27 protein-coding genes and 1 pseudogene are annotated in these 26,652 nt (G+C 60.6%); 19 read left to right on the top strand and 9 right to left on the bottom strand.

All coding sequences use genetic code 11. The features are described 5' to 3' along the window. Positions 1-48: 48 nt before the first annotated feature. Both AC07XF_RS16440 and AC07XF_RS16435 read right to left on the bottom strand, forming a co-directional pair. Positions 49-1,191: an MFS transporter gene (locus AC07XF_RS16440; RefSeq protein WP_495027304.1), complete on the bottom strand. Its 1,143-nt coding sequence runs from the start codon at positions 1,189-1,191 to the stop codon at positions 49-51. A gap of 192 nt (positions 1,192-1,383) precedes the next feature. Continuing rightward, the gene (locus AC07XF_RS16435) at positions 1,384-2,877 is read right to left on the bottom strand and encodes an aldehyde dehydrogenase (protein ID WP_495027303.1); all 1,494 of its coding nucleotides are present in this window, start codon (positions 2,875-2,877) and stop codon (positions 1,384-1,386) included. Positions 2,878-3,111: 234 nt separating this feature from the next. Between AC07XF_RS16435 and AC07XF_RS16430 the strand changes: the two genes are divergently transcribed. Together AC07XF_RS16430 and AC07XF_RS16425 are read left to right on the top strand one after the other, a co-directional pair. Continuing rightward, positions 3,112-3,474 carry a cupin domain-containing protein gene (locus tag AC07XF_RS16430; protein ID WP_495027302.1) on the top strand — a complete coding sequence of 121 codons (363 nt, stop codon included), beginning with the start codon at positions 3,112-3,114 and terminating at the stop codon, positions 3,472-3,474. Positions 3,475-3,581: 107 nt separating this feature from the next. Beyond that, complete coding sequence (locus tag AC07XF_RS16425) at positions 3,582-3,803, top strand: hypothetical protein (RefSeq protein WP_495027301.1); 222 nt, start codon at positions 3,582-3,584, stop codon at positions 3,801-3,803. Positions 3,804-3,885: 82 nt separating this feature from the next. On the opposite strand, the gene rpmG is transcribed toward AC07XF_RS16425, so the two are convergent. Continuing rightward, complete coding sequence (gene rpmG, locus AC07XF_RS16420) at positions 3,886-4,041, bottom strand: 50S ribosomal protein L33 (protein WP_003177274.1); 156 nt, start codon at positions 4,039-4,041, stop codon at positions 3,886-3,888. Between the two features lie 11 nt (positions 4,042-4,052). Continuing rightward, entirely contained in the window at positions 4,053-4,286 is a 234-nt protein-coding gene (gene rpmB / locus AC07XF_RS16415; protein WP_007975166.1) for a 50S ribosomal protein L28, read from the bottom strand. 446 nt (positions 4,287-4,732) lie between these two features. Between rpmB and AC07XF_RS16410 the strand changes: the two genes are divergently transcribed. Then, complete coding sequence (locus AC07XF_RS16410; RefSeq protein ID WP_495027300.1) at positions 4,733-6,319, top strand: ABC transporter substrate-binding protein; 1,587 nt, start codon at positions 4,733-4,735, stop codon at positions 6,317-6,319. Positions 6,320-6,443: 124 nt separating this feature from the next. Here the strand turns inward: AC07XF_RS16410 and radC are convergent, their stop codons facing one another. Then, complete coding sequence (gene radC / locus AC07XF_RS16405) at positions 6,444-7,118, bottom strand: RadC family protein (protein WP_495027299.1); 675 nt, start codon at positions 7,116-7,118, stop codon at positions 6,444-6,446. Positions 7,119-7,253: 135 nt separating this feature from the next. Here radC and coaBC point away from each other — a divergent pair, with 135 nt between their 5' ends. From coaBC to argB, 4 genes and pseudogenes are all read left to right on the top strand, one after another. Beyond that, the gene (gene coaBC / locus AC07XF_RS16400; protein ID WP_007989564.1) at positions 7,254-8,462 is read left to right on the top strand and encodes a bifunctional phosphopantothenoylcysteine decarboxylase/phosphopantothenate--cysteine ligase CoaBC; all 1,209 of its coding nucleotides are present in this window, start codon (positions 7,254-7,256) and stop codon (positions 8,460-8,462) included. A gap of 5 nt (positions 8,463-8,467) precedes the next feature. Then, the gene (gene dut / locus AC07XF_RS16395) at positions 8,468-8,923 is read left to right on the top strand and encodes a dUTP diphosphatase (RefSeq protein ID WP_102700100.1); all 456 of its coding nucleotides are present in this window, start codon (positions 8,468-8,470) and stop codon (positions 8,921-8,923) included. A gap of 260 nt (positions 8,924-9,183) precedes the next feature. Further along, positions 9,184-10,560, top strand: a pseudogene (locus tag AC07XF_RS16390) (phosphomannomutase/phosphoglucomutase); the annotation flags it as partial. A gap of 17 nt (positions 10,561-10,577) precedes the next feature. Next, positions 10,578-11,483: an acetylglutamate kinase gene (argB, locus tag AC07XF_RS16385; RefSeq protein WP_007996521.1), complete on the top strand. Its 906-nt coding sequence runs from the start codon at positions 10,578-10,580 to the stop codon at positions 11,481-11,483. A gap of 184 nt (positions 11,484-11,667) precedes the next feature. Here argB and pyrE read toward each other — a convergent pair whose 3' ends face one another. After that, positions 11,668-12,312, bottom strand: a complete 645-nt coding sequence (gene pyrE / locus AC07XF_RS16380; RefSeq protein WP_007954442.1) for an orotate phosphoribosyltransferase — start codon at positions 12,310-12,312, stop codon at positions 11,668-11,670. 82 nt (positions 12,313-12,394) lie between these two features. On the opposite strand from pyrE, the gene crc reads away from it, so the two are divergent. Next, a complete protein-coding gene (gene crc / locus AC07XF_RS16375) occupies positions 12,395-13,174 on the top strand; it encodes a catabolite repression control protein Crc (RefSeq protein WP_003176915.1) in 780 nt (259 codons plus the stop codon). Positions 13,175-13,344: 170 nt separating this feature from the next. Here crc and AC07XF_RS16370 read toward each other — a convergent pair whose 3' ends face one another. Together AC07XF_RS16370 and rph are read right to left on the bottom strand one after the other, a co-directional pair. After that, entirely contained in the window at positions 13,345-13,713 is a 369-nt protein-coding gene (locus AC07XF_RS16370) for a DUF4870 domain-containing protein (RefSeq protein WP_495027298.1), read from the bottom strand. Positions 13,714-13,741: 28 nt separating this feature from the next. Beyond that, positions 13,742-14,464, bottom strand: a complete 723-nt coding sequence (gene rph / locus AC07XF_RS16365) for a ribonuclease PH (RefSeq protein ID WP_007989575.1) — start codon at positions 14,462-14,464, stop codon at positions 13,742-13,744. A 268-nt stretch (positions 14,465-14,732) separates the two neighbouring features. Here rph and AC07XF_RS16360 point away from each other — a divergent pair, with 268 nt between their 5' ends. From AC07XF_RS16360 to AC07XF_RS16335, 6 genes are all read left to right on the top strand, one after another. Next, a complete protein-coding gene (locus AC07XF_RS16360) occupies positions 14,733-15,596 on the top strand; it encodes a YicC/YloC family endoribonuclease (RefSeq protein WP_495027297.1) in 864 nt (287 codons plus the stop codon). Between the two features lie 12 nt (positions 15,597-15,608). Next, positions 15,609-16,229 (top strand): guanylate kinase, encoded by a 621-nt coding sequence (gene gmk, locus AC07XF_RS16355; RefSeq protein ID WP_495027296.1) that lies wholly within the window; start codon positions 15,609-15,611, stop codon positions 16,227-16,229. A 167-nt stretch (positions 16,230-16,396) separates the two neighbouring features. Beyond that, positions 16,397-16,660 carry a DNA-directed RNA polymerase subunit omega gene (rpoZ, locus tag AC07XF_RS16350; RefSeq protein WP_007921129.1) on the top strand — a complete coding sequence of 88 codons (264 nt, stop codon included), beginning with the start codon at positions 16,397-16,399 and terminating at the stop codon, positions 16,658-16,660. A gap of 57 nt (positions 16,661-16,717) precedes the next feature. Continuing rightward, a complete protein-coding gene (gene spoT, locus AC07XF_RS16345; RefSeq protein WP_007989580.1) occupies positions 16,718-18,823 on the top strand; it encodes a bifunctional GTP diphosphokinase/guanosine-3',5'-bis pyrophosphate 3'-pyrophosphohydrolase in 2,106 nt (701 codons plus the stop codon). 37 nt (positions 18,824-18,860) lie between these two features. After that, complete coding sequence (locus tag AC07XF_RS16340) at positions 18,861-19,241, top strand: RidA family protein (RefSeq protein ID WP_003229509.1); 381 nt, start codon at positions 18,861-18,863, stop codon at positions 19,239-19,241. 67 nt (positions 19,242-19,308) lie between these two features. After that, positions 19,309-20,049 carry a hypothetical protein gene (locus AC07XF_RS16335; protein ID WP_495027295.1) on the top strand — a complete coding sequence of 247 codons (741 nt, stop codon included), beginning with the start codon at positions 19,309-19,311 and terminating at the stop codon, positions 20,047-20,049. A gap of 127 nt (positions 20,050-20,176) precedes the next feature. On the opposite strand, the gene AC07XF_RS16330 is transcribed toward AC07XF_RS16335, so the two are convergent. Continuing rightward, positions 20,177-21,034, bottom strand: a complete 858-nt coding sequence (locus AC07XF_RS16330) for an SDR family oxidoreductase (protein WP_495027294.1) — start codon at positions 21,032-21,034, stop codon at positions 20,177-20,179. Positions 21,035-21,222: 188 nt separating this feature from the next. On the opposite strand from AC07XF_RS16330, the gene exbB reads away from it, so the two are divergent. From exbB to recG, 5 genes are all read left to right on the top strand, one after another. Beyond that, complete coding sequence (gene exbB / locus AC07XF_RS16325; RefSeq protein WP_495027293.1) at positions 21,223-22,194, top strand: tonB-system energizer ExbB; 972 nt, start codon at positions 21,223-21,225, stop codon at positions 22,192-22,194. A gap of 6 nt (positions 22,195-22,200) precedes the next feature. Further along, positions 22,201-22,629: a TonB system transport protein ExbD gene (exbD, locus tag AC07XF_RS16320; protein ID WP_007989589.1), complete on the top strand. Its 429-nt coding sequence runs from the start codon at positions 22,201-22,203 to the stop codon at positions 22,627-22,629. After that, positions 22,626-23,375, top strand: coding sequence for a TonB family protein (locus AC07XF_RS16315; protein WP_495027292.1), 750 nt, complete (start codon positions 22,626-22,628; stop codon positions 23,373-23,375). Before exbD ends, AC07XF_RS16315 begins: the two co-directional genes overlap by 4 nt. 252 nt (positions 23,376-23,627) lie before the next feature. After that, positions 23,628-24,557: a hydrogen peroxide-inducible genes activator gene (locus AC07XF_RS16310; RefSeq protein ID WP_007989594.1), complete on the top strand. Its 930-nt coding sequence runs from the start codon at positions 23,628-23,630 to the stop codon at positions 24,555-24,557. Positions 24,558-24,566: 9 nt separating this feature from the next. Then, entirely contained in the window at positions 24,567-26,642 is a 2,076-nt protein-coding gene (recG, locus tag AC07XF_RS16305) for an ATP-dependent DNA helicase RecG (protein ID WP_495027291.1), read from the top strand. Positions 26,643-26,652: the final 10 nt, after the last annotated feature.

Here is a 26,652-nt window from a genome sequence, read left to right as displayed (position 1 = left end):
GCGTCCGGCTGCGCAGCCGGACGCAGGCTTCGCCAGCTGCTACAAAAGCTATGCTGGCTGAACCGCGCCAAACGCCCCTTGCCGCGACACCACAATCAACACACCCAGGGCCCCCACCGCCATTAGCAATGGCAACGCATGCCCGCTGATCCACTGACTGCCGGCACCCGCCAGCAGCGGCCCGATCAAGCAACCAATCCCCCACAGCTGGGCGATGTGCGCGTTAGCCCGCACCAGCGCATCGTCGCGATAACGCTCGCCGATCAGAATCAGTGACAAGGTGAACAAGCCGCCGGCACTTGCGCCAAACAGGACCCACAGCGGCCAGATCAGCAGTGTATCGATCAGCATCGGAATCGCCAGGCTCGACACCAGCAAGACGACTGCGCAGCCGGTAAACAACGCCCGGCGCGACAAGCGATCGGCCAACGCACCTATCGGCAATTGCAGCACCGCATCGCCGACCACCACCGTACTGACCATCGCCAGGGCGATCTCCGTAGTGAAGCCCTGGCGCAGGCAATAGACCGGCAACAGCGTCAGAATCATCGCCTCGAACGCGGCGAACAGCGACACCGCCCAGGCAATCGCCGGCAGGCCACGACAGAACTCAAGCAAATCACGCAGGGTCACGCTGCTGGCCTCGCTGCTCGGTGCACCGCTACGGCCCAGCAACAGAAACGGTGCAGCCATCAGCAAACCGACGCCGACCCAAAAGCCATAATCGTGCTCGGTGCCAAGGAAGCCCAGCAACACCGGCCCTGCCAACTGACTCAGTGCGTAGCTGCTGCCATACAGCGCCACCAGCCGCCCACGCCATTGCTCGACCACCAGTTGATTGATCCAGCTTTCACCGATGATGAATACAAGGGTCAGGATCACCCCGATCATCAGCCGCAACACCAACCAGATCGGATAGCTCGGCAACAGCGCCAGCAAACCGATGGAAACCGCCCCGGCCCACAGACACAGGCGCATCAGATTGGCCGTGCCGAAACGCGCCGCCAGATGACTGGAGATCTTCGCCCCCAACAGCACGCCGATGGCCGGCATCGCTGCCATCACACCAATGGCAAACGAACCGTAACCCCAGCTTTCCAGGCGAAACGACACCAGCGGCATGCTGACCCCCAGGGCCAGACCGACACTCAAGACAGATGCCAAAACGGCGAAATAAGTCGCCCAACGCATGTTCCACGCTCCTGTGGATTGTTGTTTCTTTCAGACCATACAAAACAAATGTGGGAGCGGGCTTGCTCGCGAAGAGGCCATCACATCCAACATCAATGTTGGCTGATACACCGCCTTCGCGAGCAAGCCCGCTCCCACAAGGGATCTGCGTCGTTCGGGAGGCCTGCTACTCGGCAGGCCTCCCTTAACGGCTTACAACTTGATCCAGGTCGCCTTCAGCTCGGTGTATTTGTCGAACGCGTGCAGCGACTTGTCGCGACCGTTGCCGGATTGCTTGAAGCCACCGAACGGAGCGGTCATGTCGCCACCGTCGTACTGGTTGACCCACACACTGCCGGCACGCAGTGCGCGAGCGGTGAGGTGAGCCTTGGAGATGTCGGCAGTCCAGACCGCAGCGGCCAGGCCGTAAGGCGTGTCGTTGGCGATCGCGATGGCTTCTTCGGCGCTGTCGAATGCGATGACCGACAGTACCGGGCCGAAGATTTCTTCCTGGGCGATTTTCATCGCGTTGCTCACACCGTCGAAAATCGTCGGCTCAACGTAAGTGCCGCCAGTTTCCTGGAGCGTACGCTTGCCACCGGCCACCAGCTTGGCGCCATCGGCATGGCCCGACTCGATGTAGGACAGCACGGTGTTCATCTGCTGGGTATCGACCAGCGCACCAACGTTGGTCGCCGGGTCCAACGGGTTGCCCGGTTTCCAGGTTTTCAGTGCCTCGATTACCAGCGGCAGGAATTTGTCCTTGATCGAACGCTCCACCAGCAGGCGCGAACCGGCGGTGCAGACCTCGCCCTGGTTGAAGGCGATGGCGCCAGCAGCGGCTTCGGCAGCGTCTTGCAGGTTCGGCGCATCGGCGAAGACGATGTTCGGGCTCTTGCCGCCGGCTTCGAGCCAGACGCGCTTCATGTTCGACTCGCCGGAGTAGATCAGCAGTTGCTTGGCGATTTTGGTAGAGCCGGTGAATACCAGGGTGTCGACGTCGTTGTGCAGGGCCAGAGCCTTGCCGACGGTGTGGCCGTAACCTGGCAGCACGTTCAACACGCCTTTCGGAATGCCGGCTTCGACGGCCAGTTCAGCGATGCGAATCGCCGTCAGCGGCGACTTTTCCGACGGTTTGAGGATGACCGAGTTACCGGTGGACAGTGCAGGCCCCAGTTTCCAGCAGGCCATCATCAACGGGAAGTTCCACGGCACGATGGCGCCGACGACGCCAACCGGCTCGCGGGTTACCAGACCCAGTTGGTCGTGGGGGGTGGCAGCGACTTCGTCGTAAATCTTGTCGATGGCTTCGCCGCTCCAGCTCAGGGCTTGCGCCGCGCCGGGAACGTCGATGTAGAGGGAGTCGCTGATCGGCTTGCCCATGTCGAGGGTTTCAAGCAGGGCCAGCTCTTCGGCGTGCAGTTTCAGCAGGCCGGCGAAACGGATCATGGTGGCTTTGCGTTTGGTCGGCGCCAGGCGCGACCAGACACCGGAATTGAAGGTAGTGCGGGCGTTTTCCACGGCGCGCTGGGCATCGGCGGCGTCACAGCTGGCAATCTTGCCCAGCAGACGGCCATCGACCGGGCTGATGCACTCGAAGGTCTCGCCGGAGACGGCGTCGGTGTATTCGCCATTGATGTAGGCGCGGCCTTCGATTTTCAGGTCGCGGGCACGTTGTTCCCAGTCGGCACGGGTCAGGGTGGTCATGCGAGTGTCCTCCTCTTATTGATACGACACCCGCGTTCTTCGCGGGTGCTGTCAGGAATTCTGCCCGGCCAGCCTGCTTTTCGGCCCAAGGCATCCACCACCCTAAACCAGCCACCCATGAAGTTTCAATATATTTGACACAAGGCCGGCAAACGGCCTTGCGATGTTCATTTTAATAAACATAGACTTTGGGCTCATCAACCAACCGCGCCGCAATCACGGGGGATAACAACAATGAACATCCAGAACGTCGTCGACTTCAGCCAGGCCACCACCGCCGCCGAACGCTACCGCCCGGACGCCACCAAAGTACTCAAGGGCGATCCGGAGCAAGCGGTTTACAACCACTACAACAGTCCTTGCGGACAGTTGAACGCTGGCGTGTGGGAAGGCGCCGTCGGCCAGTGGACGGTGAACTTCACTGAACACGAATACTGCGAAATCGTGCAGGGTGTTTCCGTGCTGCGTGACCTCGATGGTAATGCCAAGACCCTGCGCGTGGGCGACCGCTTCGTGATTCCAGCAGGCTTTCGCGGCACCTGGGAAGTGCTGGAGGCGTGCCGCAAAATTTACGTGGCCTTCGAACAAAAAGCCTGAGACACACGATAAATAATTACCGCACCCGGCAGCCATTTCGGTCGGATCATCGACAGGCGCTTCAATGAATGAAGTGCCTCGACATGAACTCACCGCAAGGAAGCACCATGCCTAACGCAACCACTTACACCGACGAACAGGTACTTGAACTGATCAAGTCCGTGGTCGGCTCGCCTTACTCCGAAGCCCTGCGCAAGCAAGTCGAAGACACCACCGGCCGCCCGACTCGTCCGTGGGGCAATTATGTGGCGACCTATGACTCGCGCGCCGAACGCATCAACCTGAACGTCAACGAAAACGACATCATCATTTCCATCTATTTCGGTTAATTCCTGAGGCTCGATTGGGGTCAGAAACAAAAAAGGCCCGTATCTCGCGATACGGGCCTTTTTCGTAAGAGGGAAAAATCAATTACTTGATTTTGCCTTCCTTGTAGATCACGTGCTTGCGAACAACCGGATCATATTTCTTGATCTCGATTTTGTCCGGGGTAGTACGCTTGTTCTTGTCGGTAGTGTAGAAGTGACCAGTACCGGCGCTCGAAATCAAACGAATCAATTCACGCATGATTAGCTCCCTTAAACCTTGCCATCGCGGCGAAGTTCGGCCAGCACGACAGTGATGCCACGCTTGTCGATGATACGCATGCCTTTGGCAGATACGCGCAGACGCACAAAACGTTTCTCTTCTTCAACCCAGAAGCGGTGATGCTGCAGGTTCGGCAGGAAACGACGACGGGTTTTGTTGTTTGCGTGGGAAATGTTATTCCCGGTTACCGGACCCTTACCGGTAACTTGACATACTCTAGACATGCCTCAGCCCTCTAAAACCACATGCCCAACCCGGCATGGGTTGGCCGCTTAATCTCTCAGTCATTTGGCGCCAGGCGCCGCGTTTCTTTAGAGGTCTTACCGGCTACACCTACAGTGAAGGAACCGGGCCCCTAGAAAAGAGCGCTGCTTTATACCAGAAAGACTGGAGAGCAACAACATTCGGTGTGCGTTGAATTCACAAAAACCCCGTTTTTCGGGCTCCGAGCGCCTTGGACAAAGGCTATCATCGATGGCGACCGCTCGTCGCAGAGAATCGGCCATCGAGCCAACCAAGGGTTTTGTTCAACCGCTGCACAGCAAAATCAGTCGCCTATAGTCCCCTCAAAATGAAAAAGGGGATAGTCATTTGCAAAAGAGCCCACTAGGGTAAGCCTTTTCCAGACTGCACTTGCAGATGGGCCTTCGATCTGTAAAGGAAGCCGACCATGCGCCTCGCTGCCCTACCGCTATTGCTCGCCCCGCTTCTGCTGAGCCCACAGGCCTTTGCCGCCGCCCTGAGCGTTTGCACCGAGGCCAGCCCTGAAGGGTTCGACGTGGTGCAGTACAACTCGCTGACCACCACCAATGCCTCGGCCGATGTGCTGATGAACCGCCTGGTGGACTTCGATACGGCCAGTGGCAAAGTGGTCGCCAGCCTCGCCGACAGCTGGGAAGTCAGCCCCGACGGCCTGATCTATGTCTTCAAGTTGCACCCGCAGGTGAAATTCCATAGCACCGAGTATTTCACCCCAACGCGTGACCTGAACGCCGAAGACGTGATTTTCAGCTTCGACCGCATGCTCGACCCGGCCAATGCGTGGCACAAAGTCGCCCAGAGCGGTTTCCCACATGCGCAATCGATGCAATTGCCTGCACTGATCAAGAAGATCGATGCACTGGACCCGCAAACCGTGCGCTTCGCCCTCGACCACCCGGATTCGACCTTCCTGGCGACCCTGAGCATGGGATTCGCTTCAATCTACTCGGCCGAATACGCCGACAAACTGATGAAGGCCGGCACGCCCGAGAAGCTCAACAGCCAGCCGATCGGCACGGGGCCGTTCGTTTTCACCCGCTTCCAGAAGGACGCCTCGGTTCGCTATAAAGCCAATCCCGAATACTTCGGCGGCAAACCCTCTGTAGATCCGCTGATCTTCGCCATCACACCGGATGCCAACGTACGTTTGCAGAAGTTGCGTCGCAATGAATGCCAGATCGCGCTGTCGCCCAAGCCCCTGGACGTGCAGGAAGCGCTGAAAGAGCCGACCCTGAAAGTCGAAAAGACTGACGCATTCATGACTGCGTTCGTTGGCATCAACAGCCAGCATCCGCCGCTGGACAAGCCTGAAGTCCGCCAGGCCATCAACCTCGCCTTCGACAAGGCCCACTATGTCAAAGCCGTGTTCGAAGACACCGCCGAGGCGGCCAATGGCCCCTATCCGCCCAACACCTGGAGCTACGCGAAAAACCTGCCGGGTTACCCTCACGACATCGACAAGGCCAAAGCCTTGATGGCCAAGGCAGGGCTCAAGGAAGGCTTCCAGACCACCATCTGGACCCGCCCTTCCGGCAGCCTGCTTAACCCCAACCCGAGCCTTGGGGCGCAACTGCTTCAGTCCGACCTGGCGGAAATCGGCATTCAGGCTGAAATCCGCGTGATCGAATGGGGCGAGTTGATCCGCCGCGCCAAGGCCGGTGAACACGACTTGCTGTTCATGGGCTGGGCCGGCGACAACGGCGACCCGGACAACTTCCTCACGCCGCAGTTTTCCTGCGCCGCGGTCAAGTCCGGCACCAACTTCGCCCGTTACTGCAATGCGGACCTGGACAAGCTGATCAGCGCCGGCAAGACCACCGGCGAGCAAGGTGTGCGCAGCAAACTCTACGAACAGGCCCAGGCGCAGATCCAGCAGCAGGCATTGTGGCTACCCCTGGCCCACCCGACGGCCTTCGCGCTGACGCGCAAGGATGTCGAGGGGTATTCGGTCAGCCCGTTCGGTCGGCAGGACTATTCGAAGGTCAACCTCAAATAATCCGCCCCACCACAAAACCCTGTGGGAGTGGGCTTGCTCGCGAAGAGGGAGTGTCAGTCGCCATCAATACTGACTGATACACCATTTTCGCGAGCAAGCCCGCTCCCACAGGGGGTTCGCTTCTCTACATCCACCCATACTCAGCCATCGACAGCGGGTTGCCATCACCGATGATGAAATGGTCCAGCACCCGTACATCGATCAGTTCCAATGCCTTTTGCAGACGTTTGGTTAGCTGTCGGTCGGCCTGGCTGGGGTCAGAGTTACCTGACGGATGGTTATGGCAGAGGATCAATGCCGCAGCGTTGTTGGCCAGCGCCCGTTTGACGACCTGTCGCGGGTGAACACTGGTGTTGTCGATCGAGCCGCGGAACAGTTTCTCAAACGTCAGCACCTGATGTTTGGAGTCGAGAAACAGGCAGCCGAAAACCTCATGGGGTTCGTGACGCAGCATCGACTTGAGGTATTCGCGCACCGCTTGCGGGTTTTCCAGCACCGATCTGTGGCGCAATCGCTCGGCCAGATGCCGCCGGCCCATTTCCAGTACGGCTTGTAGCTGTGCGAATTTTGCCGGGCCCAGGCCCAGCTGCTCGCTGAATGTCGAAAGGTCAGCCTCCAGCAACGAACGCAGGCTGCCAAACTCGCTCAGCAGATGCCGCGCCAGATCTACCGCGCTTTTGCCGGACACACCGGTTCGTAAAAATATCGCCAGCAACTCGGCATCGGAAAGACTCGCCGCCCCCTGCTCCAGCAACTTCTCCCGCGGCCGTTCAGCCGCCGGCCAATCGCGAATACTCATGGCACCTCCCTGTCTGTGGGCACCGCTGTTCCGTAGCGGTCGCTGTGATATCGTAGCCCATCTTTTTTGCGGGCGAATTCACCCTGGGGAGGGGGTTTCGCTACGTATGTCACCCACGAATTGAAAGGCAGGCCTATGCAGCGGCTGTATCGGAAACGCATTGTTCTGGGCGTCGGCGGCGGTATCGCTGCCTACAAGAGCGCCGACCTGGTTCGCCGCCTGATCGACCAGGGCGCCGAAGTGCGCGTGGTCATGACCCGTGGCGGCGCAGAGTTCATCACCCCGCTGACCATGCAGGCCCTGTCCGGGCATCCGGTCCACCTGGACCTGCTGGACCCGGCGGCCGAAGCGGCCATGGGGCACATCGAACTGGCCAAATGGGCCGATCTGGTGCTGATCGCCCCCGGTACCGCGGACCTCATTGCCCGGCTGGCCCAGGGCATCGCCAATGATCTGCTGACCACCCTGGTATTGGCCACTGATGCAGTGGTCGCCGTTGCCCCGGCAATGAACCAGGCCATGTGGCGCGATCCAGCGACCCAGGCCAACCTGCAAACCCTCGAAAGCCGCGACATCAAGGTCTTCGGCCCGGCCTCCGGCAGCCAGGCCTGCGGCGACGTCGGCCTGGGGCGCATGCTTGAAGCCCTTGAATTGGCGCAATGCGCGGCCGACTGCTTCCAGCGCCAGGCGCTGACCGGCAAGCACGTGCTGATTACTGCCGGCCCGACCCAGGAAAACATCGACCCGGTGCGCTACATCACTAACCACAGCTCCGGGAAAATGGGCTTCGCCCTGGCCGAAGCCGCCGTGGAAGCGGGTGCCCGCGTGACCTTGATCACCGGCCCCGTGCATCTTCCGACCCCGGATCGCGTCACTCGCATCGACGTGGTCAGTGCCCGCGACATGCTCGCCGCCTGCGAAGCAGCCATCCCTTGCGACCTGTTCATCGCTTCGGCAGCCGTCGCGGACTACCGCCCGGAAGTCGTCGCCCCACAGAAACTCAAGAAAGATCCTACGAACGGCGACGGCTTGTTGCTACAGATGGTGCGTAACCCGGACATCCTGGCCACTATCGCCACCCGCCCCGACCGCCCGTTCAGTGTCGGTTTCGCCGCCGAGACCGAACACCTGCTCGATTACGCTGCGCGCAAGTTGAAAGACAAGAACCTCGATCTGATCGTCGCCAACGACGTCGCCAACCCGAGCATTGGCTTCAACAGCGAAGAAAACGCCTGCAGCGTCATCGATCGCGAGCTTCACGCCACACTTTTCGCCCAGACCAGCAAGAGCAAAATTGCTCGCCAGCTGATCACTTTTATCGCCGAACGTCTGAACCAGGTTTAATTTACATGCACGCTTTGCAAGCCAAGATCCTCGACCCCCGCATCGGTACCGAATTCCCGCTGCCGCAATACGCCACACCGGGCTCCGCCGGCCTCGACCTGCGCGCCATGCTGGAGCAGGACACCGTGATCAAGCCGGGTGAAACCGTGCTGATCCCTACCGGCCTGTCGGTCTATATCGGTGACCCGAACCTGGCGGCGCTGATTCTGCCGCGCTCGGGGATGGGCCATAAGCACGGCATCGTGCTGGGCAATCTGGTCGGCCTGATCGACTCCGACTACCAGGGCCCGCTGATGGTCTCCTGCTGGAACCGTGGCCAGACCGAATTCACCATGCCGGTCGGTGAGCGTCTGGCGCAACTGGTGCTGGTGCCGGTGGTGCAAGCTCATTTCGAGATGGTTGACGAGTTTGTTGAAACCGAGCGCGGCACTGGCGGTTTCGGCCATACCGGCACTCGTTGATAGAGATCCATCGTGGCGAGGGAGCTTGCTCCCTCCCCACAAAATTCAAATTGTCATCTGCAAGGTTTAGCTCCGAAAATCAAGGCATTGCCCGGCCAAACCCCTACCATCAGGGGTGTCATGGCCCTTTCATACCACGAACTCTCTGTGGAAAACGCCGTCATACCCTTCAGTTTGAACCTGCCGCCGAATGACCCGGCGGCCTGTCCAGCCACTTTCGAGATGGAGCATTTCCACAGATGAACACCCCGGCCAAAATCGCACCCAAGTTCCCTGACAGCATCTTCCGCGCCTACGACATTCGCGGCACCGTCCCGGAATTCCTGAACGCCGAAACCGCTTACTGGATCGGCCGCGCCGTCGGCTCCCAAAGCCTGGCCCAGGGCGAGCCAAATGTGTCCGTCGGCCGCGATGGCCGCTTGTCCGGCCCGGAACTGGTCGCGCAATTGATCAAAGGCATCGCCGACAGCGGCTGCCACGTCAGCGATGTCGGCCTGGTCCCGACTCCGGCGCTCTACTACGCCGCTAACGTACTGGCCGGCAAATCAGGTGTGATGCTCACCGGCAGCCACAACCCGTCGAACTACAACGGTTTCAAGATCGTCATTGCCGGCGACACCCTGGCCAACGAACAGATCCAGGCCCTGCACGACCGCCTCAAGACCAATAACCTGAGCAGCGGCCAGGGCAGCATCACCCAGGTCGAAATCCTCGACCGCTACACCACCGAAATCGTCCAGGACATCAAGCTGGCCCGTCGCCTGAAAGTGGTCGTTGACTGCGGCAACGGTGCGGCCGGCGTGATTGCCCCGCAGTTGATCGAAGCGCTGAACTGCGAAGTCATCCCGCTGTTCTGCGAAGTCGACGGCAACTTCCCGAACCACCACCCGGACCCGGGCAAGCCTGAGAACCTCGTCGACCTGATCGCCAAGGTCAAGGAAACCAACGCCGACATCGGCCTGGCCTTCGACGGCGACGGCGACCGCGTCGGTGTGGTGACCAACACCGGCAGCATCGTTTACCCGGACCGCCTGCTGATGCTGTTCGCCCGCGACGTCGTGGCGCGCAACCCGGGCGCCGAGATCATCTTCGACGTCAAATGCACCCGCCGCCTGATCCCGCTGATCAAGGAATACGGCGGTCGGTCGTTAATGTGGAAGACTGGTCACTCGTTGATCAAAAAGAAAATGAAACAATCCGGCGCCTTGCTGGCCGGCGAAATGAGCGGGCACATCTTCTTCAAGGAACGCTGGTTCGGTTTCGACGACGGCATCTACAGCGCCGCGCGGTTGCTGGAGATCCTCAGCAAGGAAAAATCCTCGGCGGAAGAGCTGTTCGCGACCTTCCCGAACGATATTTCTACGCCAGAAATCAATATCCATGTGACCGAAGAGAGCAAATTCAGCATCATTGATGCACTGCACGACGCACAGTGGGGCGCAGGCGCCGACCTGACCACCATTGACGGCGTGCGAGTCGACTACGCCAAAGGCTGGGGCCTGGTACGCGCATCCAACACCACACCGGTGCTGGTGCTGCGTTTCGAGGCCGATGACGAGGCTGAATTGCAGCGCATCAAGGACGTTTTCAAAGTCCAGTTGAAGCGTGTTGCACCTGATCTCCAACTACCGTTCTGATTCACCCGGAGCCCTGAATGACCCTCGAACGCGAAGCCGCCGCCAACACCGCCAAGGTCCTGTCCGAAGCGTTGCCTTATATCCGCCGATACGTCGGCAAGACACTGGTGATCAAATACGGCGGCAACGCGATGGAAAGCGAGGAGCTGAAAACCGGCTTCGCCCGCGACATCGTGCTGATGAAGGCCGTGGGCATCAACCCGGTGGTGGTTCACGGTGGCGGCCCGCAAATCGGTGACCTGCTCAAGCGCCTGTCGATCGAGAGTCATTTCGTCGACGGCATGCGCGTCACCGACGCCGCGACCATGGACGTGGTGGAAATGGTCCTCGGCGGCCAAGTCAACAAGGACATCGTCAACCTGATCAACCGTCACGGCGGCAGCGCCATCGGCCTGACCGGTAAAGACGCCGAGCTGATTCGTGCGAAGAAGCTCACCGTCACCCGTCAGACCCCGGAAATGACTACCCCGGAAATCATCGACATTGGCCATGTGGGCGAAGTGGTCGGGATCAACACCGATCTGCTGAACCTGCTGGTCAAGGGCGATTTCATTCCGGTGATCGCGCCAATCGGTGTCGGCGCCAACGGCGAGTCGTACAACATCAACGCTGACCTGGTGGCCGGTAAAGTCGCCGAAGCGTTGAAAGCCGAGAAGCTGATGCTGCTGACCAACATCGCCGGCCTGATGGACAAGTCGGGCAAGGTCCTGACCGGCCTGAGCACTGCACAGGTCGACGAACTGATCGCCGACGGCACCATCTACGGCGGCATGCTGCCGAAGATCCGCTGCGCACTGGAAGCGGTCCAGGGCGGCGTGGGCAGTTCGCTGATCATCGACGGGCGCGTGCCGAACGCGATCCTGCTGGAAATCTTCACCGATACCGGCGTGGGCACCCTGATCAGCAATCGCAAGCGTCACTAAGCGATAGCGCAAACAAAAAGACCCCGCTCAGCCTGGCTGAGCGGGGTCTTTTTTTGCACAGATGTTCACCTGATAAACCGCGGCGTTTCAATCGCTGGCAAGCCAGCTCCTACAGGAATATCACCGATTCTGTAGGAGCTGGCTTGCCAGCGATGGCGATTGAACGGGCAACGCCAGCGTCTGATCAGACGCCGAACTGGGCGCGGTAGGCTTCCACGGCTGGCAGATGCTGCTTGAGCTGCGGATCATCTGCCAGGAATTCCAGCACCTGGTTCAGCGAAACGATGCTGATGACCGGGATGCCGAAGTCACGCTCGACTTCCTGGATCGCCGACAGCTCGCCGTTGCCACGCTCCTGACGGTTCAGGGCGATCAGCACGCCGGCGGCCTTGGCGCCGTCCTGGGAAGCGATGATCTGCATCACTTCACGAATGGCTGTGCCGGCGGTGATCACGTCGTCGATGATCAGCACTTCGCCGGTCAGCGGTGCGCCAACCAGGCTGCCGCCTTCGCCATGGGCCTTGGCTTCCTTGCGGTTGAAGCACCATGGCAGGTCACGGTTGTGATGTTCAGCCAGCGCCACGGCGGTGGTCGCCGCCAACGGGATGCCTTTGTAGGCCGGGCCAAACAGAACGTCGAACGGAATGCCGCTCTCGGCAATAGCGGCGGCGTAGAAACGACCCAGCTGCGCCAGAGCCGAACCTGAGTTGAACAGGCCCGCATTGAAGAAGTAAGGACTGGTGCGCCCGGACTTCAGGGTGAACTCACCGAAGCGCAAAACGCCGCGATCGATGGCAAAACGAATGAAATCGCGCTGATACGCTTGCATGAAAAAAACCCCAAATACCACGGATTTAGCTAATTAGCTTGACGCCGTGTATCATACACGCACGCGATTTTTGGGGCCATTTATGCGGATCATCAGTGTGAACGTCAATGGTATTCAGGCTGCAGTCGAGCGTGGTTTGCTCAGTTGGCTGCAAGCACAGAATGCCGACGTCATCTGCCTGCAGGACACCCGCGCCTCCGCCTTTGAACTGGACGATCCAGCCTTCCAACTGGATGGATACTTCCTTTATGCCTGCGATGCCGAAGTCCCCGCCCAAGGTGGCGTGGCTTTGTATTCGCGGCTGCAACCGAAGGCTGTCATCAGCGGTCTCGGTTTCGAGACGGCCGACCGCTACGGGCGCTACCTGCAAGCCGATTTCGACAAGGTCAGCATCGCGACCTTGCTGCTCCCTTCGGGGCAGAACGGCGATGAAGACTTGAACCAGAAGTTCAAGCTAATGGACGACTTCGCCCGTTATCTGGATAAACAGCGGCGCAAACGTCGCGAGTACATTTATTGTGGCTCGCTGTACGTGGCGCAACAGAAGCTGGATATCAAGAACTGGCGCGATAGCCAGCAATCTCCGGGCTTCCTGGCACCTGAACGTGCCTGGATGGACGAGATTGTCGGCAACATGGGTTATGTCGACGCCCTGCGTGAAGTCAGCCGCGAAGGCGACCAGTACAGCTGGTGGCCGGATAACGAACAGGCGGAGATGCTCAACCTCGGTTGGCGCTTCGACTATCAACTGCTGACCCCTGGCCTGCGCCGCTTCGTACGCAGCGCACGCCTGCCACGCCAGCCGCGGTTTTCGCAACACGCGCCGCTGATCGTGGACTACGACTGGACGCTGACCATCTAAGCGTCGTTTCGCAGATACAAAAAAGCCGACAGCAATGTCGGCTTTTTTGTGGGTGACGATTTGCATTTCTGTAGGAGCGAGCTTGCTCGCGATGGTGTGTCAGTTGACACCAATGTGGCTGACACATCTTCGCGAGCAAGCTCGCTCCTACAGGGGATCCTTGCTGATCGTTATTTAACCAACCGCCAGGTAAACGGATATCGATAGGGCTGCCCTTCATTAGCCTTCACGCCAGCGATGATCGTCAAAACCAGCGCACCGATGGCGATCAGACCAAACAGGAAGAACCCGATAATCACCACCATCAGCAGGAAGCAGACGGCCGAGGCAATGGCGACGGTGATCTGAAAATTCAGCGCCTCCTTGCCCTGGGCGTCGATAAACGGGTCCATCTCTCGCTTCATCTGCCAGAGAATCAGCGGCCCGATGATCGTGCCGAAGGGAATCCAGATCCCCAGCAAGGCGGACAAGTGGCAAAACATGGCCCACTGACGAACCTCCTGGCTCGGCGTGGGCAGCGGTAGTTGCTCGTCACTCATGGTGTCCTCCTTTTCTGGAGCTGTCCGGTCAGTCGGCCAATGCGGCCTTTTGCAATTCGAAGATCTCGTTCATGCCCTTCTTCGCCAGCTCCAGCATGGCGTTCAGCTCTTCAGGCTGGAACGGCGCGCCTTCGGCAGTGCCCTGGACTTCGATGAAACCGCCAGCGCTGGTCATCACCACGTTCAGGTCAGTCTCGGCAGCCGAGTCTTCCAGGTAGTCGAGGTCGAGCACAGGCTCACCCTTGTACATGCCCACGGAAACAGCGGCGATCATCTGCTTGACCGGGTCGCCGCCCTTCAGGCCGCCACGCTTCTTGATAACCTTCAAGGCATCGATCAGCGCGACCATGGAACCGGTGATAGACGCCGTGCGGGTGCCGCCATCGGCCTGGATCACGTCGCAGTCGACGTACAGGGTGACGTCGCCCAGCTTGGACATGTCCAGTGCAGCGCGCAGGGAACGACCGATCAGACGCTGGATTTCCAGGGTGCGGCCGCCTTGCTTGCCACGGCTGGCTTCACGCTGGTTACGCTCGCCGGTAGCACGCGGCAGCATGCCGTACTCGGCAGTCAACCAACCCTGGCCCTGGCCTTTCAGGAAACGCGGTACGCCCGGTTCAACGCTGACGGTGCAGATGACCTTGGTATCGCCGAACTCGACCAGCACAGAACCCTCGGCGTGTTTGGTGTAGTTGCGGGTGATGCGGATCGAGCGGAGCTGATCGGCAGCGCGACCACTTGGACGTATCATAGGGAGTACCTGTACTGGGGACGGAAAACTGCGGAGCATTATAGAGCCGCCGGCCGCCACTGGGCACTTCTAAAAAATTCCGCCGACGACCGAGGGCTCTGTACCGCGTGTCGGCGAAGGCCTGCCGCTCTTTGTCACACCGTGTGTTTGGGCGCATCCGCGCCACTGCGCTACAATCCTGCGCCTTTGCTGCCAGTCGGCTTTAATTCATTGATATCGGATTCCCGGAACCTCGGTTCTGTGCCGATCTGCCTTGCGAGGTACCGCCATGGTGCACAGCATGACCGCCTTCGCCCGCGTCGAAAAAGCCGGCGTCCAGGGCACCCTGAGCTGGGAACTGCGGTCGGTCAACAGCCGCTACCTGGAACCCCACCTGCGCCTGCCGGAGTCTTTTCGCGACCTCGAGGGTGCTGTTCGTGAAGCCCTGCGCCAGGGTGTATCGCGGGGCAAGCTCGAATGCACCCTGCGCTTCACCGAAGAAAACACCGGCAAAGCGCTGCAAATCGATCAGGAGCGCGCCGCGCAACTGGTCGCTGCCGCCGAGACCATCGCCAGCCTGATCAAAAACCCGGCAGCGCTGAACCCGCTGGAAGTCCTGGCCTGGCCCGGCGTACTGGTAGGCGATGCCATCGACCCACAAGCCTTGAACGCCGAAGCGCTGGAGCTGTTCAACCAGGGCCTGAAAGAACTGAAAGCCGGCCGCGAGCGCGAAGGCGCGGAGCTGGGACGGCTGATCAACGAGCGCCTGACCGCCATCGAAGAAGACGTGGTGACCCTGCGCGAACTCGTTCCGCAAATGCTCGCCACCCAGCGCCAGAAAGTCCTCGACCGCTTCGCCGACATGAAGGCCGAGATGGACCCGCAGCGCCTGGAGCAGGAAATGGTCATGCTCGCGCAAAAAAGCGACGTCGCCGAAGAACTGGATCGCCTGAGCACTCACATCATCGAAGTTCGCCGGGTACTCAAGTCCGGCGGCGCTGCCGGTCGGCGCCTGGACTTCCTGATGCAGGAACTCAACCGCGAAGCCAACACACTGGGCTCCAAAGCCTTCGACCCGCGCAGCACCCAGGCTGCGGTCAACCTCAAGGTGTTGATCGAGCAGATGCGCGAACAAGTGCAGAATATTGAGTAAGGCTACCCCGACATGACCCACAGCACTGGCACCCTTTACATCATTTCCGCTCCTTCAGGCGCGGGCAAGAGCAGCCTGGTCAAGGCCCTGACCGACGCCGATCCGGAGATCCGCGTCTCGGTCTCCCACACCACCCGCGCCATGCGCCCCGGTGAAGTGAATGGCGTGAACTATCACTTCGTCGACCGCAGCGAGTTCGTGAAGATGATCGAACACGGCGATTTCCTCGAGCGCGCCGAAGTGTTCGGCAATCTCTACGGCACTTCGCAAAGCCACCTGCAGCAGACCCTGGACGAAGGCCACGACCTGATTCTGGAAATCGACTGGCAAGGTGCCGAGCAAGTGCGCAAGCTGATGCCCCAGGCCCGCTCGGTCTTCATTCTGCCGCCGTCATTGCAGGCCCTGCACCAGCGCCTGACCAACCGTGGCCAGGACAGCGACGAGATCATCGAAGGCCGGATGCGCGAAGCTGTCAGCGAAATGAGCCATTACGTCGACTACGATTACCTGATCATCAACGACGATTTCGCCCACGCACTGCACGATCTGAAGGCGATTTTCCGCGCCAATCAACTGATTCAGAAGCGTCAGCAACAGCGTCACGGCAAATTGCTGGCTGAATTACTCGGTTAATCAGCTCTTCCCAAAACCGCTGCAAGGGCTTTACATTGGCACTTGTAGCGCGTTGAAGGGTTTGGTCAAAAAATCAGCGCTTCCCTAATCGCTGGTGATTTTTTAAACTGTTGAGTCCGCTCGCCCATCCGGGCAGCGCGCATATTGCATTTGCTACGAGGAAGACCATGGCCCGCGTAACCGTTGAAGACTGCCTAGAACACGTGGATAACCGCTTTGAGCTGGTCATGCTCTCTACCAAGCGTGCCCGTCAACTGGCCACCGGCGGCAAAGAGCCGAAAGTAGCATGGGAAAACGACAAGCCTACCGTCGTCGCCCTGCGCGAAATCGCTGAAGGCCTGATCGACTACGCAGCTATCGCCGAAGCCGAAATCGTTGAAGATGAACCGCTTTTTGCTGCATTCGAGGACGAGTCCAACGAGGCCGTCTAAGCCTATGCCTGGTCGACGTAGCACGGCGCGGGATCACAGCCTACGGCAGGAGACATCATGCCGAGCATAGACGCCCTCGCCGATCGCTTATCGACCTACCTCGGCAAGGACCAGGTCAACCTGGTCCGCCGAGCGTATTTCTACGCCGAACAAGCCCACGACGGCCAACGCCGCCGTAGCGGCGAGGCGTACGTCACGCACCCACTAGCGGTTGCGAATATTCTTGCCGACATGCACATGGACCATCAGAGCCTGATGGCCGCGATGCTGCATGACGTGATCGAAGACACCGGCATTGCCAAGGAAGCGCTGCAAGCGCAGTTCGGCGAAACCGTGGCCGAACTGGTCGACGGGGTCAGCAAACTGACCCAGATGAACTTCGAGACCAAGGCCGAAGCCCAGGCTGAAAACTTCCAGAAAATGGCCATGGCCATGGCCCGCGACATTCGCGTGATCCTGGTCAAGCTGGCCGACCGCCTGCACAACATGCGCACCCTGGAAGTGCTGTCCGGCGAAAAGCGCCGGCGCATCGCCAAGGAAACCCTGGAAATCTATGCGCCCATCGCCAACCGGCTGGGCATGCACGCCATCCGCATAGAGTTCGAAGACCTCGGCTTCAAGGCCATGCACCCGATGCGTTCCGCGCGGATCTACCAGGCCGTCAAGCGCGCCCGGGGCAACCGCAAGGAAATCGTCAACAAGATCGAAGAATCCTTAAGCCACTGCCTGGCCATCGACGGCATCCAGGGCGAGGTCAGCGGTCGCCAGAAACACCTCTACGGCATCTACAAGAAAATGCGCGGCAAGCGTCGGGCCTTCAACGAGATCATGGACGTCTACGCGTTCCGGATCATCGTCGACAAGGTCGATACCTGCTACCGCGTGCTGGGTGCTGTACATAACTTATATAAACCGTTGCCGGGTCGCTTCAAGGATTACATCGCGATCCCCAAGGCCAACGGCTATCAGTCGCTGCACACTACGCTGTTCGGCATGCACGGTGTTCCGATCGAGATCCAGATCCGCACCCGTGAAATGGAAGAGATGGCCAACAACGGCATCGCCGCCCATTGGCTGTACAAATCCAGCGGCGACGAGCAGCCAAAAGGCACTCATGCCCGCGCCCGCCAGTGGGTCAAAGGCGTGCTGGAAATGCAGCAACGTGCCGGCAACTCGCTGGAATTCATTGAAAGCGTGAAGATCGACCTGTTCCCGGACGAGGTCTACGTGTTCACGCCCAAAGGCCGGATCATGGAGCTGCCCAAAGGCTCCACGGCGGTCGACTTCGCCTACGCGGTGCACACCGACGTGGGCAACAGCTGCATCGCCTGCCGGATCAACCGCCGTCTCGCACCGCTGTCCGAACCGCTGCAAAGCGGCTCCACGGTCGAGATCGTCAGTGCGCCCGGCGCGCGGCCGAACCCGGCGTGGCTCAACTTCGTGGTCACCGGCAAGGCACGCACGCACATCCGCCACGCGCTGAAACTGCAACGCCGCTCCGAGTCCATCAGCCTCGGCGAACGCCTGCTGAACAAGGTCCTCAATGGCTTCGACAGTTCACTGGAAAAAATTCCGGCCGAGCGCGTCAAGGCCATGCTCGTCGAGTATCGCCTCGAACTGGTCGAAGATCTGCTCGAAGACATCGGCCTGGGCAATCGCATGGCCTATGTGGTGGCTCGCCGACTGCTGGGTGAAGGCGAACAGTTGCCGAGCCCGGAAGGCCCGCTGGCGATTCGCGGCACCGAAGGGCTGGTGCTCAGCTACGCCAAGTGCTGCACGCCGATCCCTGGCGACCCGATTGTCGGCCACCTGTCCGCCGGCAAAGGCATGGTCGTGCACCTGGACAACTGCCGCAACATCAGCGAAATCCGCCACAACCCGGAAAAATGCATCCAGCTCTCGTGGGCCAAGGATGTCACCGGCGAATTCAACGTCGAGCTGCGCGTCGAGCTGGAGCACCAGCGCGGCCTGATCGCCCTGCTGGCCAGCAGCGTCAACGCCGCCGACGGCAATATCGAGAAAATCAGCATGGACGAACGCGATGGTCGCATCAGCGTGGTCCAGTTGGTGGTCAGCGTACACGACCGCGTGCACCTGGCCCGCGTGATCAAGAAACTGCGTGCCTTGACCGGGGTGATTCGCATCACCCGCATGCGTGCATAGCTCGCCAACGTAGCCAACTCATTACAAGGAGTCATCAATGACCAAGACTGTTATCACCAGCGACAAAGCCCCGGCCGCCATCGGTACTTACTCCCAGGCGATCAAGGCTGGCAACACCGTTTACATGTCGGGTCAGATTCCTCTGGACCCAAAAACCATGGAACTGGTTGAAGGCTTCGAAGCCCAGACCGTCCAGGTGTTCGAGAACCTCAAAGCCGTGGCCGAAGCGGCCGGTGGTTCGTTCAAGGACATCGTCAAGCTGAACATCTTCCTCACCGACCTGAGCCACTTCGCCAAGGTCAACGAGATCATGGGCAAGTACTTCGACCAGCCTTACCCTGCCCGCGCCGCCATCGGCGTAGCGGCCCTGCCAAAGGGTTCGCAGGTTGAAATGGATGCCATCCTGGTCATCGAGTAATGCATGCGGCGCAGCCTAGGGCTGCGCCGACTGCTCTGCTGTAAAGAAAGCTTGAAAGGATTCCACCATGCGCAACGCGCTTGTTCTCTCGCTGCTCGCCCTGTTCCTGGGCGGATGTGCCAGCAACCCTGCCGACCGAGATATCAGCGGCACCTGGATCAACCAGGTGGCGATCGATGCTGCCGCCAAAGGCGTCCCCCTGCGTGAAGCGCTCCAGGCCTATGGCCCGAACCTGGAATGGGACATCAACACCAAGGCCGGTCAGGCCCGCTACACCAATGGTTTTGAAAATGTCGACGGCAAACTGCTGGGCGAAGAGTCCGGCGCCTGGAAAATCGACTTTTATGGCAGCTCGGCCAGCGAGCTGAAGCGTGACGGCAAGCAACTCAGCCAGTCCGCCAGCGACAACGAGCCCGAGCAGGTTTTCGACCGCGCCCAGATTCCGGTGCCGGACGGCGCTCCGATCGGCGCCAGTTTCGAGCGTGCACTGTATTCAGCCTACATGGGCGGCAGCTGGACAATCGTCAGCGGTACCGGCGAAGGCAACACGGTTCAATTCCAGGCCGACGGCCAGGTGACCGGCCTGCCCGGCAGCGACCGCTATGCGTTGTGCCTGGCTGGCGATTGCGCCTCCATGAGCGGCGGCAATGACAACATGTGGCTGCAACTCAATGGCCAGGGCAACGCCTGGATCTTTGCGCGCAAAGGCAAGGAGCTGGAGATTTTCCAGACCGTGAACACGGCGCAGGCGGACGAAATGCCTTCGTTCACTCCGGGCGAGCGCAAGTGGTTGCTCGAGAAGCAATAACCTGCGCACATCCCCTGTGGGAGCGGGCTTGCTCGCGAAAGCGGTGTAACAGCCAACAGAGATGTTGATTGTTACGACCCCTTCGCGAGCAAGCCCGCTCCCACATTTGCTTTACTGTGACCGAAAGTCAGCAACGCCCTTCAAGAATCGCCGCATAGCCCTCGCGGAAACTTGGATACGTCGGCGTCCAGCCCAACGCCTTGGCCCGCGCATTACTGCAGCGCTTGCTGCCCGTGCGACGCACGGTTTCGTCGTCGGCCCATTCAGTCACACCCAGATAGCCGCGCAACCAGTCCACCACATCAGCCAGCGCTGCCGGCGCGTCATCGACACCGATGTAGACATCATCCAACGCCACGCCACGCCGATCCGCCTCAAGCAGGCACGCCATCAACCCCGCAGCATCGTCCGCATGAATCCGATTGGCATACAACGGTGGCTCGACCGCCACGCGATAACCCCGGCGCACCTGCGTCAGCAGCCATTCCCGGCCGGGGCCGTAAATGCCGGTCAAGCGCACGATACTGGCCGCAATGCCGCTGTTGAGAGCAAGTTGCTCGGCTTCCAGCATCACACGCCCGGAATAGCCCGCCGCCACGGCCGGTGAAGTCTCGTCGACCCATTCACCATCCTGCTGACCGTAGACACTGCTACTGGAAACGAACAGCAGGCGATTGGGCATCTGCCCGTAGTCGTTCAGCCACTCCAGCACATGCTCCAGGCCCTGGACATAGGCAGCACGGTAACCGGCTTCATCGTGATCGGTGGCCGCCGCGCAATACACCAGGTAATCCACGGCGCCGATTGGCCAAGTGGCCGGGCAGTCTTTGTCGAACAAGTCACCGGCAACGCCGATGACGCCCTTGGGCAGGCGTGAAACATCGCGTCGCAGGCCATGAACCTCCCACCCCGCCGCCAGCAATTGCGTGGCCAGGCGGCTGCCGACATCACCGCAGCCGGCGATCAAAACAGTAGGCGCAGACATCAGAAAACTCCCATCGGAAAGCCACAGACTAGCGCCGGCAATAGACAGGCGGCTAGCAATGCAGGAAAAAAAGAGACTCTATTACTTTTGTTAACAAGAATTACTTGCAATAATGCGCCCCACTTTTGTTCTCGGCCTTTCGAGGCCTGGAAGAACATCACACGTTTATTCTCTCAGGTCCGGCCAGCATGACACGCAATCAATTCCCCGCTTCGCCAACCAAACGACCTCGCGCCTGGAGCGCGGTGGCTGCCCTGCTCCTCAGCCTGATGCTCGCGCCAGTCGCCGCTTTCGCCGATGCCCAGCCGCCAGCTACTCCGGCCGCCGCAGCACCTGCACCGGCCGATCACGCCGCACCGGCCGTTGCTCCGGCCGCGACCGATTCTGCCCAGGCAGCACCGGCAGAAAACCTGGATGCAGACGCTCCTGAAGTCCTCGAAGCCGACAACACCCTGGGCATGGCCCATGACCTGTCGCCGTGGGGCATGTACAAGAACGCCGACATCATCGTGAAAATCGTGATGATCGGCCTGGCCATCGCCTCGATCATCACCTGGACCATCTGGATCGCCAAGGGCCTTGAGCTGATGGGCGCCAAGCGTCGTCTGCGCGGTGAAATCGCCCAACTGAAAAAATCCGCCTCCCTCAAGGAAGCCAGCGCCACGGCGGCGAAGGAAGGCACCCTCGCCAACCTGCTGGTGCACGACGCTCTCGAAGAGATGCGCCTTTCGGTCAACAGCCGCGAAAAAGAAGGCATCAAGGAACGCGTCAGCTTCCGCCTTGAGCGCCTGGTCGCGGCGTGCGGTCGCAACATGAGCAGCGGCACCGGCGTGCTGGCGACCATCGGTTCCACTGCGCCGTTCGTCGGCCTGTTCGGTACCGTGTGGGGCATCATGAACAGCTTCATCGGCATTGCCAAAACCCAGACCACCAACCTCGCCGTCGTGGCTCCCGGCATCGCCGAAGCCCTGCTGGCCACCGCGCTGGGCCTGGTTGCAGCGATTCCTGCAGTCGTGATCTACAACGTCTTCGCCCGCTCCATCGCCGGTTACAAGGCTCAGGTATCCGACGCGTCGGCGCAGGTCCTGCTGCTGGTCAGCCGCGACCTCGACCACCAGCCTGAGCGCAGCTCGCAACCGCACATGGTGAAAGTGGGGTAATCGGCCATGGGCCTGCATTTGAAGGAAGGGGCAGACGACGATCTGTCCGAAAACCACGAAATCAACGTCACGCCGTTCATCGACGTGATGTTGGTGCTGTTGATCATCTTCATGGTGGCGGCCCCGCTGGCCACCGTGGACATCAAGGTCGACCTGCCCGCCTCGACCGCCAAACCGGCGCCACGGCCAGAGAAACCGGTGTTCCTCAGCGTCAAGGCTGACCAGCGCCTGTTCCTCGGCGAAGACGAAGTGAAGGCCGAAGCACTCGGCGCCACCCTCGACGCCAAAACCCAGGGCAAGAAAGACACGACAATCTTCTTCCAGGCCGACAAAGGCGTGGATTACGGCGACCTGATGAGCGTGATGGACAACCTGCGCTCTGCCGGTTACCTGAAGGTGGGCCTGGTCGGACTCGAGACGGCAGCCAAGAAATGATCACGACGCGCCATAAGCTGACGCGTTACAGCGGTAGCCTGGCTGTGGTGCTGGGTGTTCACGCGCTAGCCATCGCGCTGGCGCTGAACTGGTCCGCCCGTCCGCCCATCGAATTGCCCCCTCAGGCAATGCTGGTCGAACTGGCACCGGTTCCAGCCCCGCCACCGCCTGCTCCGCCGAAGGTCGTCACCCCGCCGCAGCCACCGGCTCCGGTTGAAGAACTGCCGATACCCAAGCTCGCTGAAGCGCCGAAAGCTGAAATTGCCGTGCCCAAGCCGGTCAAACCCAAGCCGAAGCCGCAGCCGCCCAAGCCGGTAGAGAAGAAACCCGAACCGCCGAAGGAAAAACCGGCTGAAGAAAAGCCTGCCGAAACGCAACAGACTCAGGCGCCAACGGAGAAATCCGCCCAGCCTGCGCCCGGCCCTTCGCCGGCTCAACAGGCGGCCAAGGCCAGTTGGCAAGGCACGCTGCTGGCGCACCTGCAGAAGTACAAAAAGTACCCTGCGAGTGCACAGGCGCGGGGCAAGGAAGGGATGAACCGTCTGCGTTTCGTCGTGGATGCTGAAGGCAATGTGTTGTCGTTTGAGCTGGTAGGCGCCTCCGGCACGGCCGATCTGGACCGGGCCACCCTGGAGATGATCCGCCGCGCCCAACCGCTGCCCAAGCCACCCGCCGACATGCTGACCAATGGCTCCATCGAAATCGTTGCACCGTTTGTGTATTCGCTGGAAAAACGCCGCCGGTAAAAAATGTGGGAGCGGGCTTGCTCGCGAAGACGGTAAATCATTCGACATTGAAGTCGCCTGAAGCACCGCTTTCGCGAGCAAGCCCGCTCCCACAGGGTTGTGCGCCAAGCAAAAGGCACCGAAAGGTGCCTTTTGCATATCTGCCAGCGGCAAACCGGTATCGCCCGGTGTCACTCGACACACTCAGTCTGATAACGTGCGTCTATCGATTGCAGCCGGTATGCTTGGCACGCAAATTCATGGACGCTTGCTATGACTCTCACAGAATTACGCTACATCGTTACCCTCGCCCAAGAGCAGCACTTCGGCCACGCGGCCGAGCGTTGCCACGTCAGCCAGCCGACCCTTTCGGTGGGCGTGAAAAAGCTTGAAGACGAACTCGGTGTGCTGATTTTCGAGCGCAGCAAAAGCGCCGTGCGCCTGACCCCGGTCGGCGAAGGCATCGTGGCCCAGGCGCAAAAAGTGCTGGAACAGGCCCAGGGCATCCGCGAACTGGCCCAGGCCGGCAAGAACCAGCTGACCGCCCCACTCAAAGTCGGTGCGATCTACACCGTCGGGCCGTACCTGTTCCCGCACCTGATTCCGCAACTGCACCGGGTCGCCCCGCAGATGCCGTTGTACATCGAAGAAAACTTCACCCACGTGCTGCGCGACAAACTGCGCAACGGCGAGCTCGATGCGATCATCATCGCCCTGCCGTTCAGCGAAGCCGACGTGCTGACCCTGCAACTCTACGACGAGCCGTTCTACGTCCTGATGCCTGCTCAGCACCCGTGGACGCAAAAAGAATCCATCGACGCCAACATGCTCAACGACAAGAGCCTGCTGCTGCTCGGCGAAGGTCACTGCTTCCGCGATCAGGTACTGGAAGCCTGCCCGACCCTGACCAAGGGCAACGACGGCGCCAAGCACACCACGGTGGAATCCAGCTCCCTGGAAACCATTCGCCACATGGTCGCCTCGGGCCTCGGGATTTCGATCCTGCCGTTGTCGGCGGTCGACAGCCATCACTACGCCCCTGGCGTCATTGAAGTGCGTCCACTCTCGGCACCCGTGCCCTTCCGCACCGTGGCCATTGCCTGGCGCGCCAGCTTCCCGCGTCCGAAGGCGATTGAAATCCTCGCTGACTCCATTCGCCTGTGCTCGGTGGCCAAGCCCGCAGCACCGGTGGCTGTCGGTTAAGTCGTTGCCATGACCGAGTTGTCGCAAGTGTCGGTAACGGCACTCAAGGGTGTCGGTGAAGCCATGGCCGAGAAACTGGCCAAGGTCGGCCTGGAAAACCTCCAGGACGTACTGTTTCACCTGCCGCTGCGCTATCAGGACCGCACCCGTGTGGTCCCGATTGGCGCACTGCGACCCGGACAGGACGCGGTCATCGAAGGCACCGTCAGCGGCGCCGATGTGGTCATGGGCCGTCGGCGCAGCCTCGTGGTGCGGTTGCAGGATGGCACCGGGGGCTTAAGCCTGCGCTTCTACCATTTCAGCAATGCGCAGAAAGAAGGCCTCAAACGCGGTACGCGGATTCGCTGCTACGGCGAGGCACGGCCCGGTGCTTCGGGGCTGGAGATCTACCACCCGGAATATCGCGCCATCACCGGTGACGAGCCGCCGCCCGTGGATGAAACCCTGACCCCGGTCTACCCGCTGACCGAAGGTCTGACCCAACAGCGCTTGCGCCAGTTGTGCATGCAAACCCTCACCCTGCTCGGCCCCAGCAGCCTGCCCGACTGGCTGCCGAACGAACTGGCCCGCGACTACCAATTGGCGCCGCTGGCCGATGCCATCCGCTACCTGCACAACCCGCCCGCCGATGCCGACGTCGACGAACTGGCCCTCGGTCACCACTGGGCGCAGCACCGACTGGCCTTCGAAGAACTGCTGACCCATCAACTGTCGCAACAGCGCCTGCGCGAAAGCATGCGCTCCCTGCGCGCGCCGGCGATGCCCAAAGCCACCCAACTGCCGGCCAAATACCTGGCCAATCTCGGCTTCAACCCAACCGGTGCCCAGCAACGAGTCGGCAACGAAATCGCCTACGATCTCAGCCAGCACGAACCGATGCTGCGGCTGATCCAGGGCGACGTCGGCGCCGGTAAAACCGTGGTCGCCGCCCTTGCCGCGCTGCAAGCGTTGGAGGCCGGTTATCAAGTCGCGCTGATGGCGCCCACCGAGATTCTTGCCGAGCAGCACTTCATCACCTTCAAGCGCTGGCTCGAACCGCTGGGCATCGAAGTCGCGTGGCTCGCCGGCAAGCTCAAGGGCAAGAACCGCACCGCCGCACTGGAGCAAATCGCCAGCGGCATACCGATGGTGGTCGGCACCCACGCGCTATTCCAGGACGAAGTGCAATTCAAGAACCTGGCGTTGGCGATCATCGATGAACAGCACCGTTTCGGCGTGCAGCAGCGTTTGGCCTTGCGGCAGAAAGGTGTCGGCGGGCGCATGTGCCCACATCAGCTGATCATGACCGCCACACCGATTCCGCGCACGCTGGCCATGAGCGCCTACGCCGATCTCGACACCTCGATCCTCGACGAACTGCCCCCCGGCCGCACCCCGGTCAACACCGTGCTGATCACCGACACCCGGCGGGTCGAAGTCATCGAGCGGGTGCGCAGCGCTTGCGCCGAAGGGCGTCAGGCCTATTGGGTGTGCACGCTGATCGAAGAGTCCGAAGAACTGACCTGCCAGGCCGCCGAAACCACCTTTGAAGACCTCACCGCCGCCCTCGGTGAATTGAAAGTCGGGCTGATCCACGGCCGCATGAAGCCTGCGGAAAAAGCCGCGGTGATGGCCGAGTTCAAGGCCGGCAACCTGCAACTGCTGGTCGCGACCACAGTGATCGAAGTCGGCGTCGACGTCCCTAACGCCAGCCTGATGATCATCGAGAACCCTGAACGCCTGGGCCTGGCGCAATTGCACCAGTTGCGCGGCCGCGTCGGGCGAGGCAGCGCCGTCAGCCATTGCGTGCTGCTCTACCATCCGCCGCTGTCGCAGATCGGTCGTCAGCGCCTGGGCATCATGCGTGAAACCAACGACGGTTTTGTCATCGCCGAAAAAGACCTCGAACTGCGCGGCCCCGGCGAAATGCTCGGCACACGGCAAACCGGCCTGCTTCAATTCAAAGTCGCTGACCTGATGCGCGATGCCGATTTACTGCCCGCCGTACGTGATGCCGCCCAGGCATTGCTCGAGCGCTGGCCGACCCACGTCAGCCCGCTACTCGACCGTTGGCTGCGTCATGGCCAACAATACGGCCAAGTGTGACAACTGTCGC

The organism is Pseudomonas sp. GW821-FHT01C01, assembly GCF_059422645.1.
Note: the sequence above shows the minus strand (reverse complement) of the source record. Positions and strands in the feature narration are given on the sequence as shown.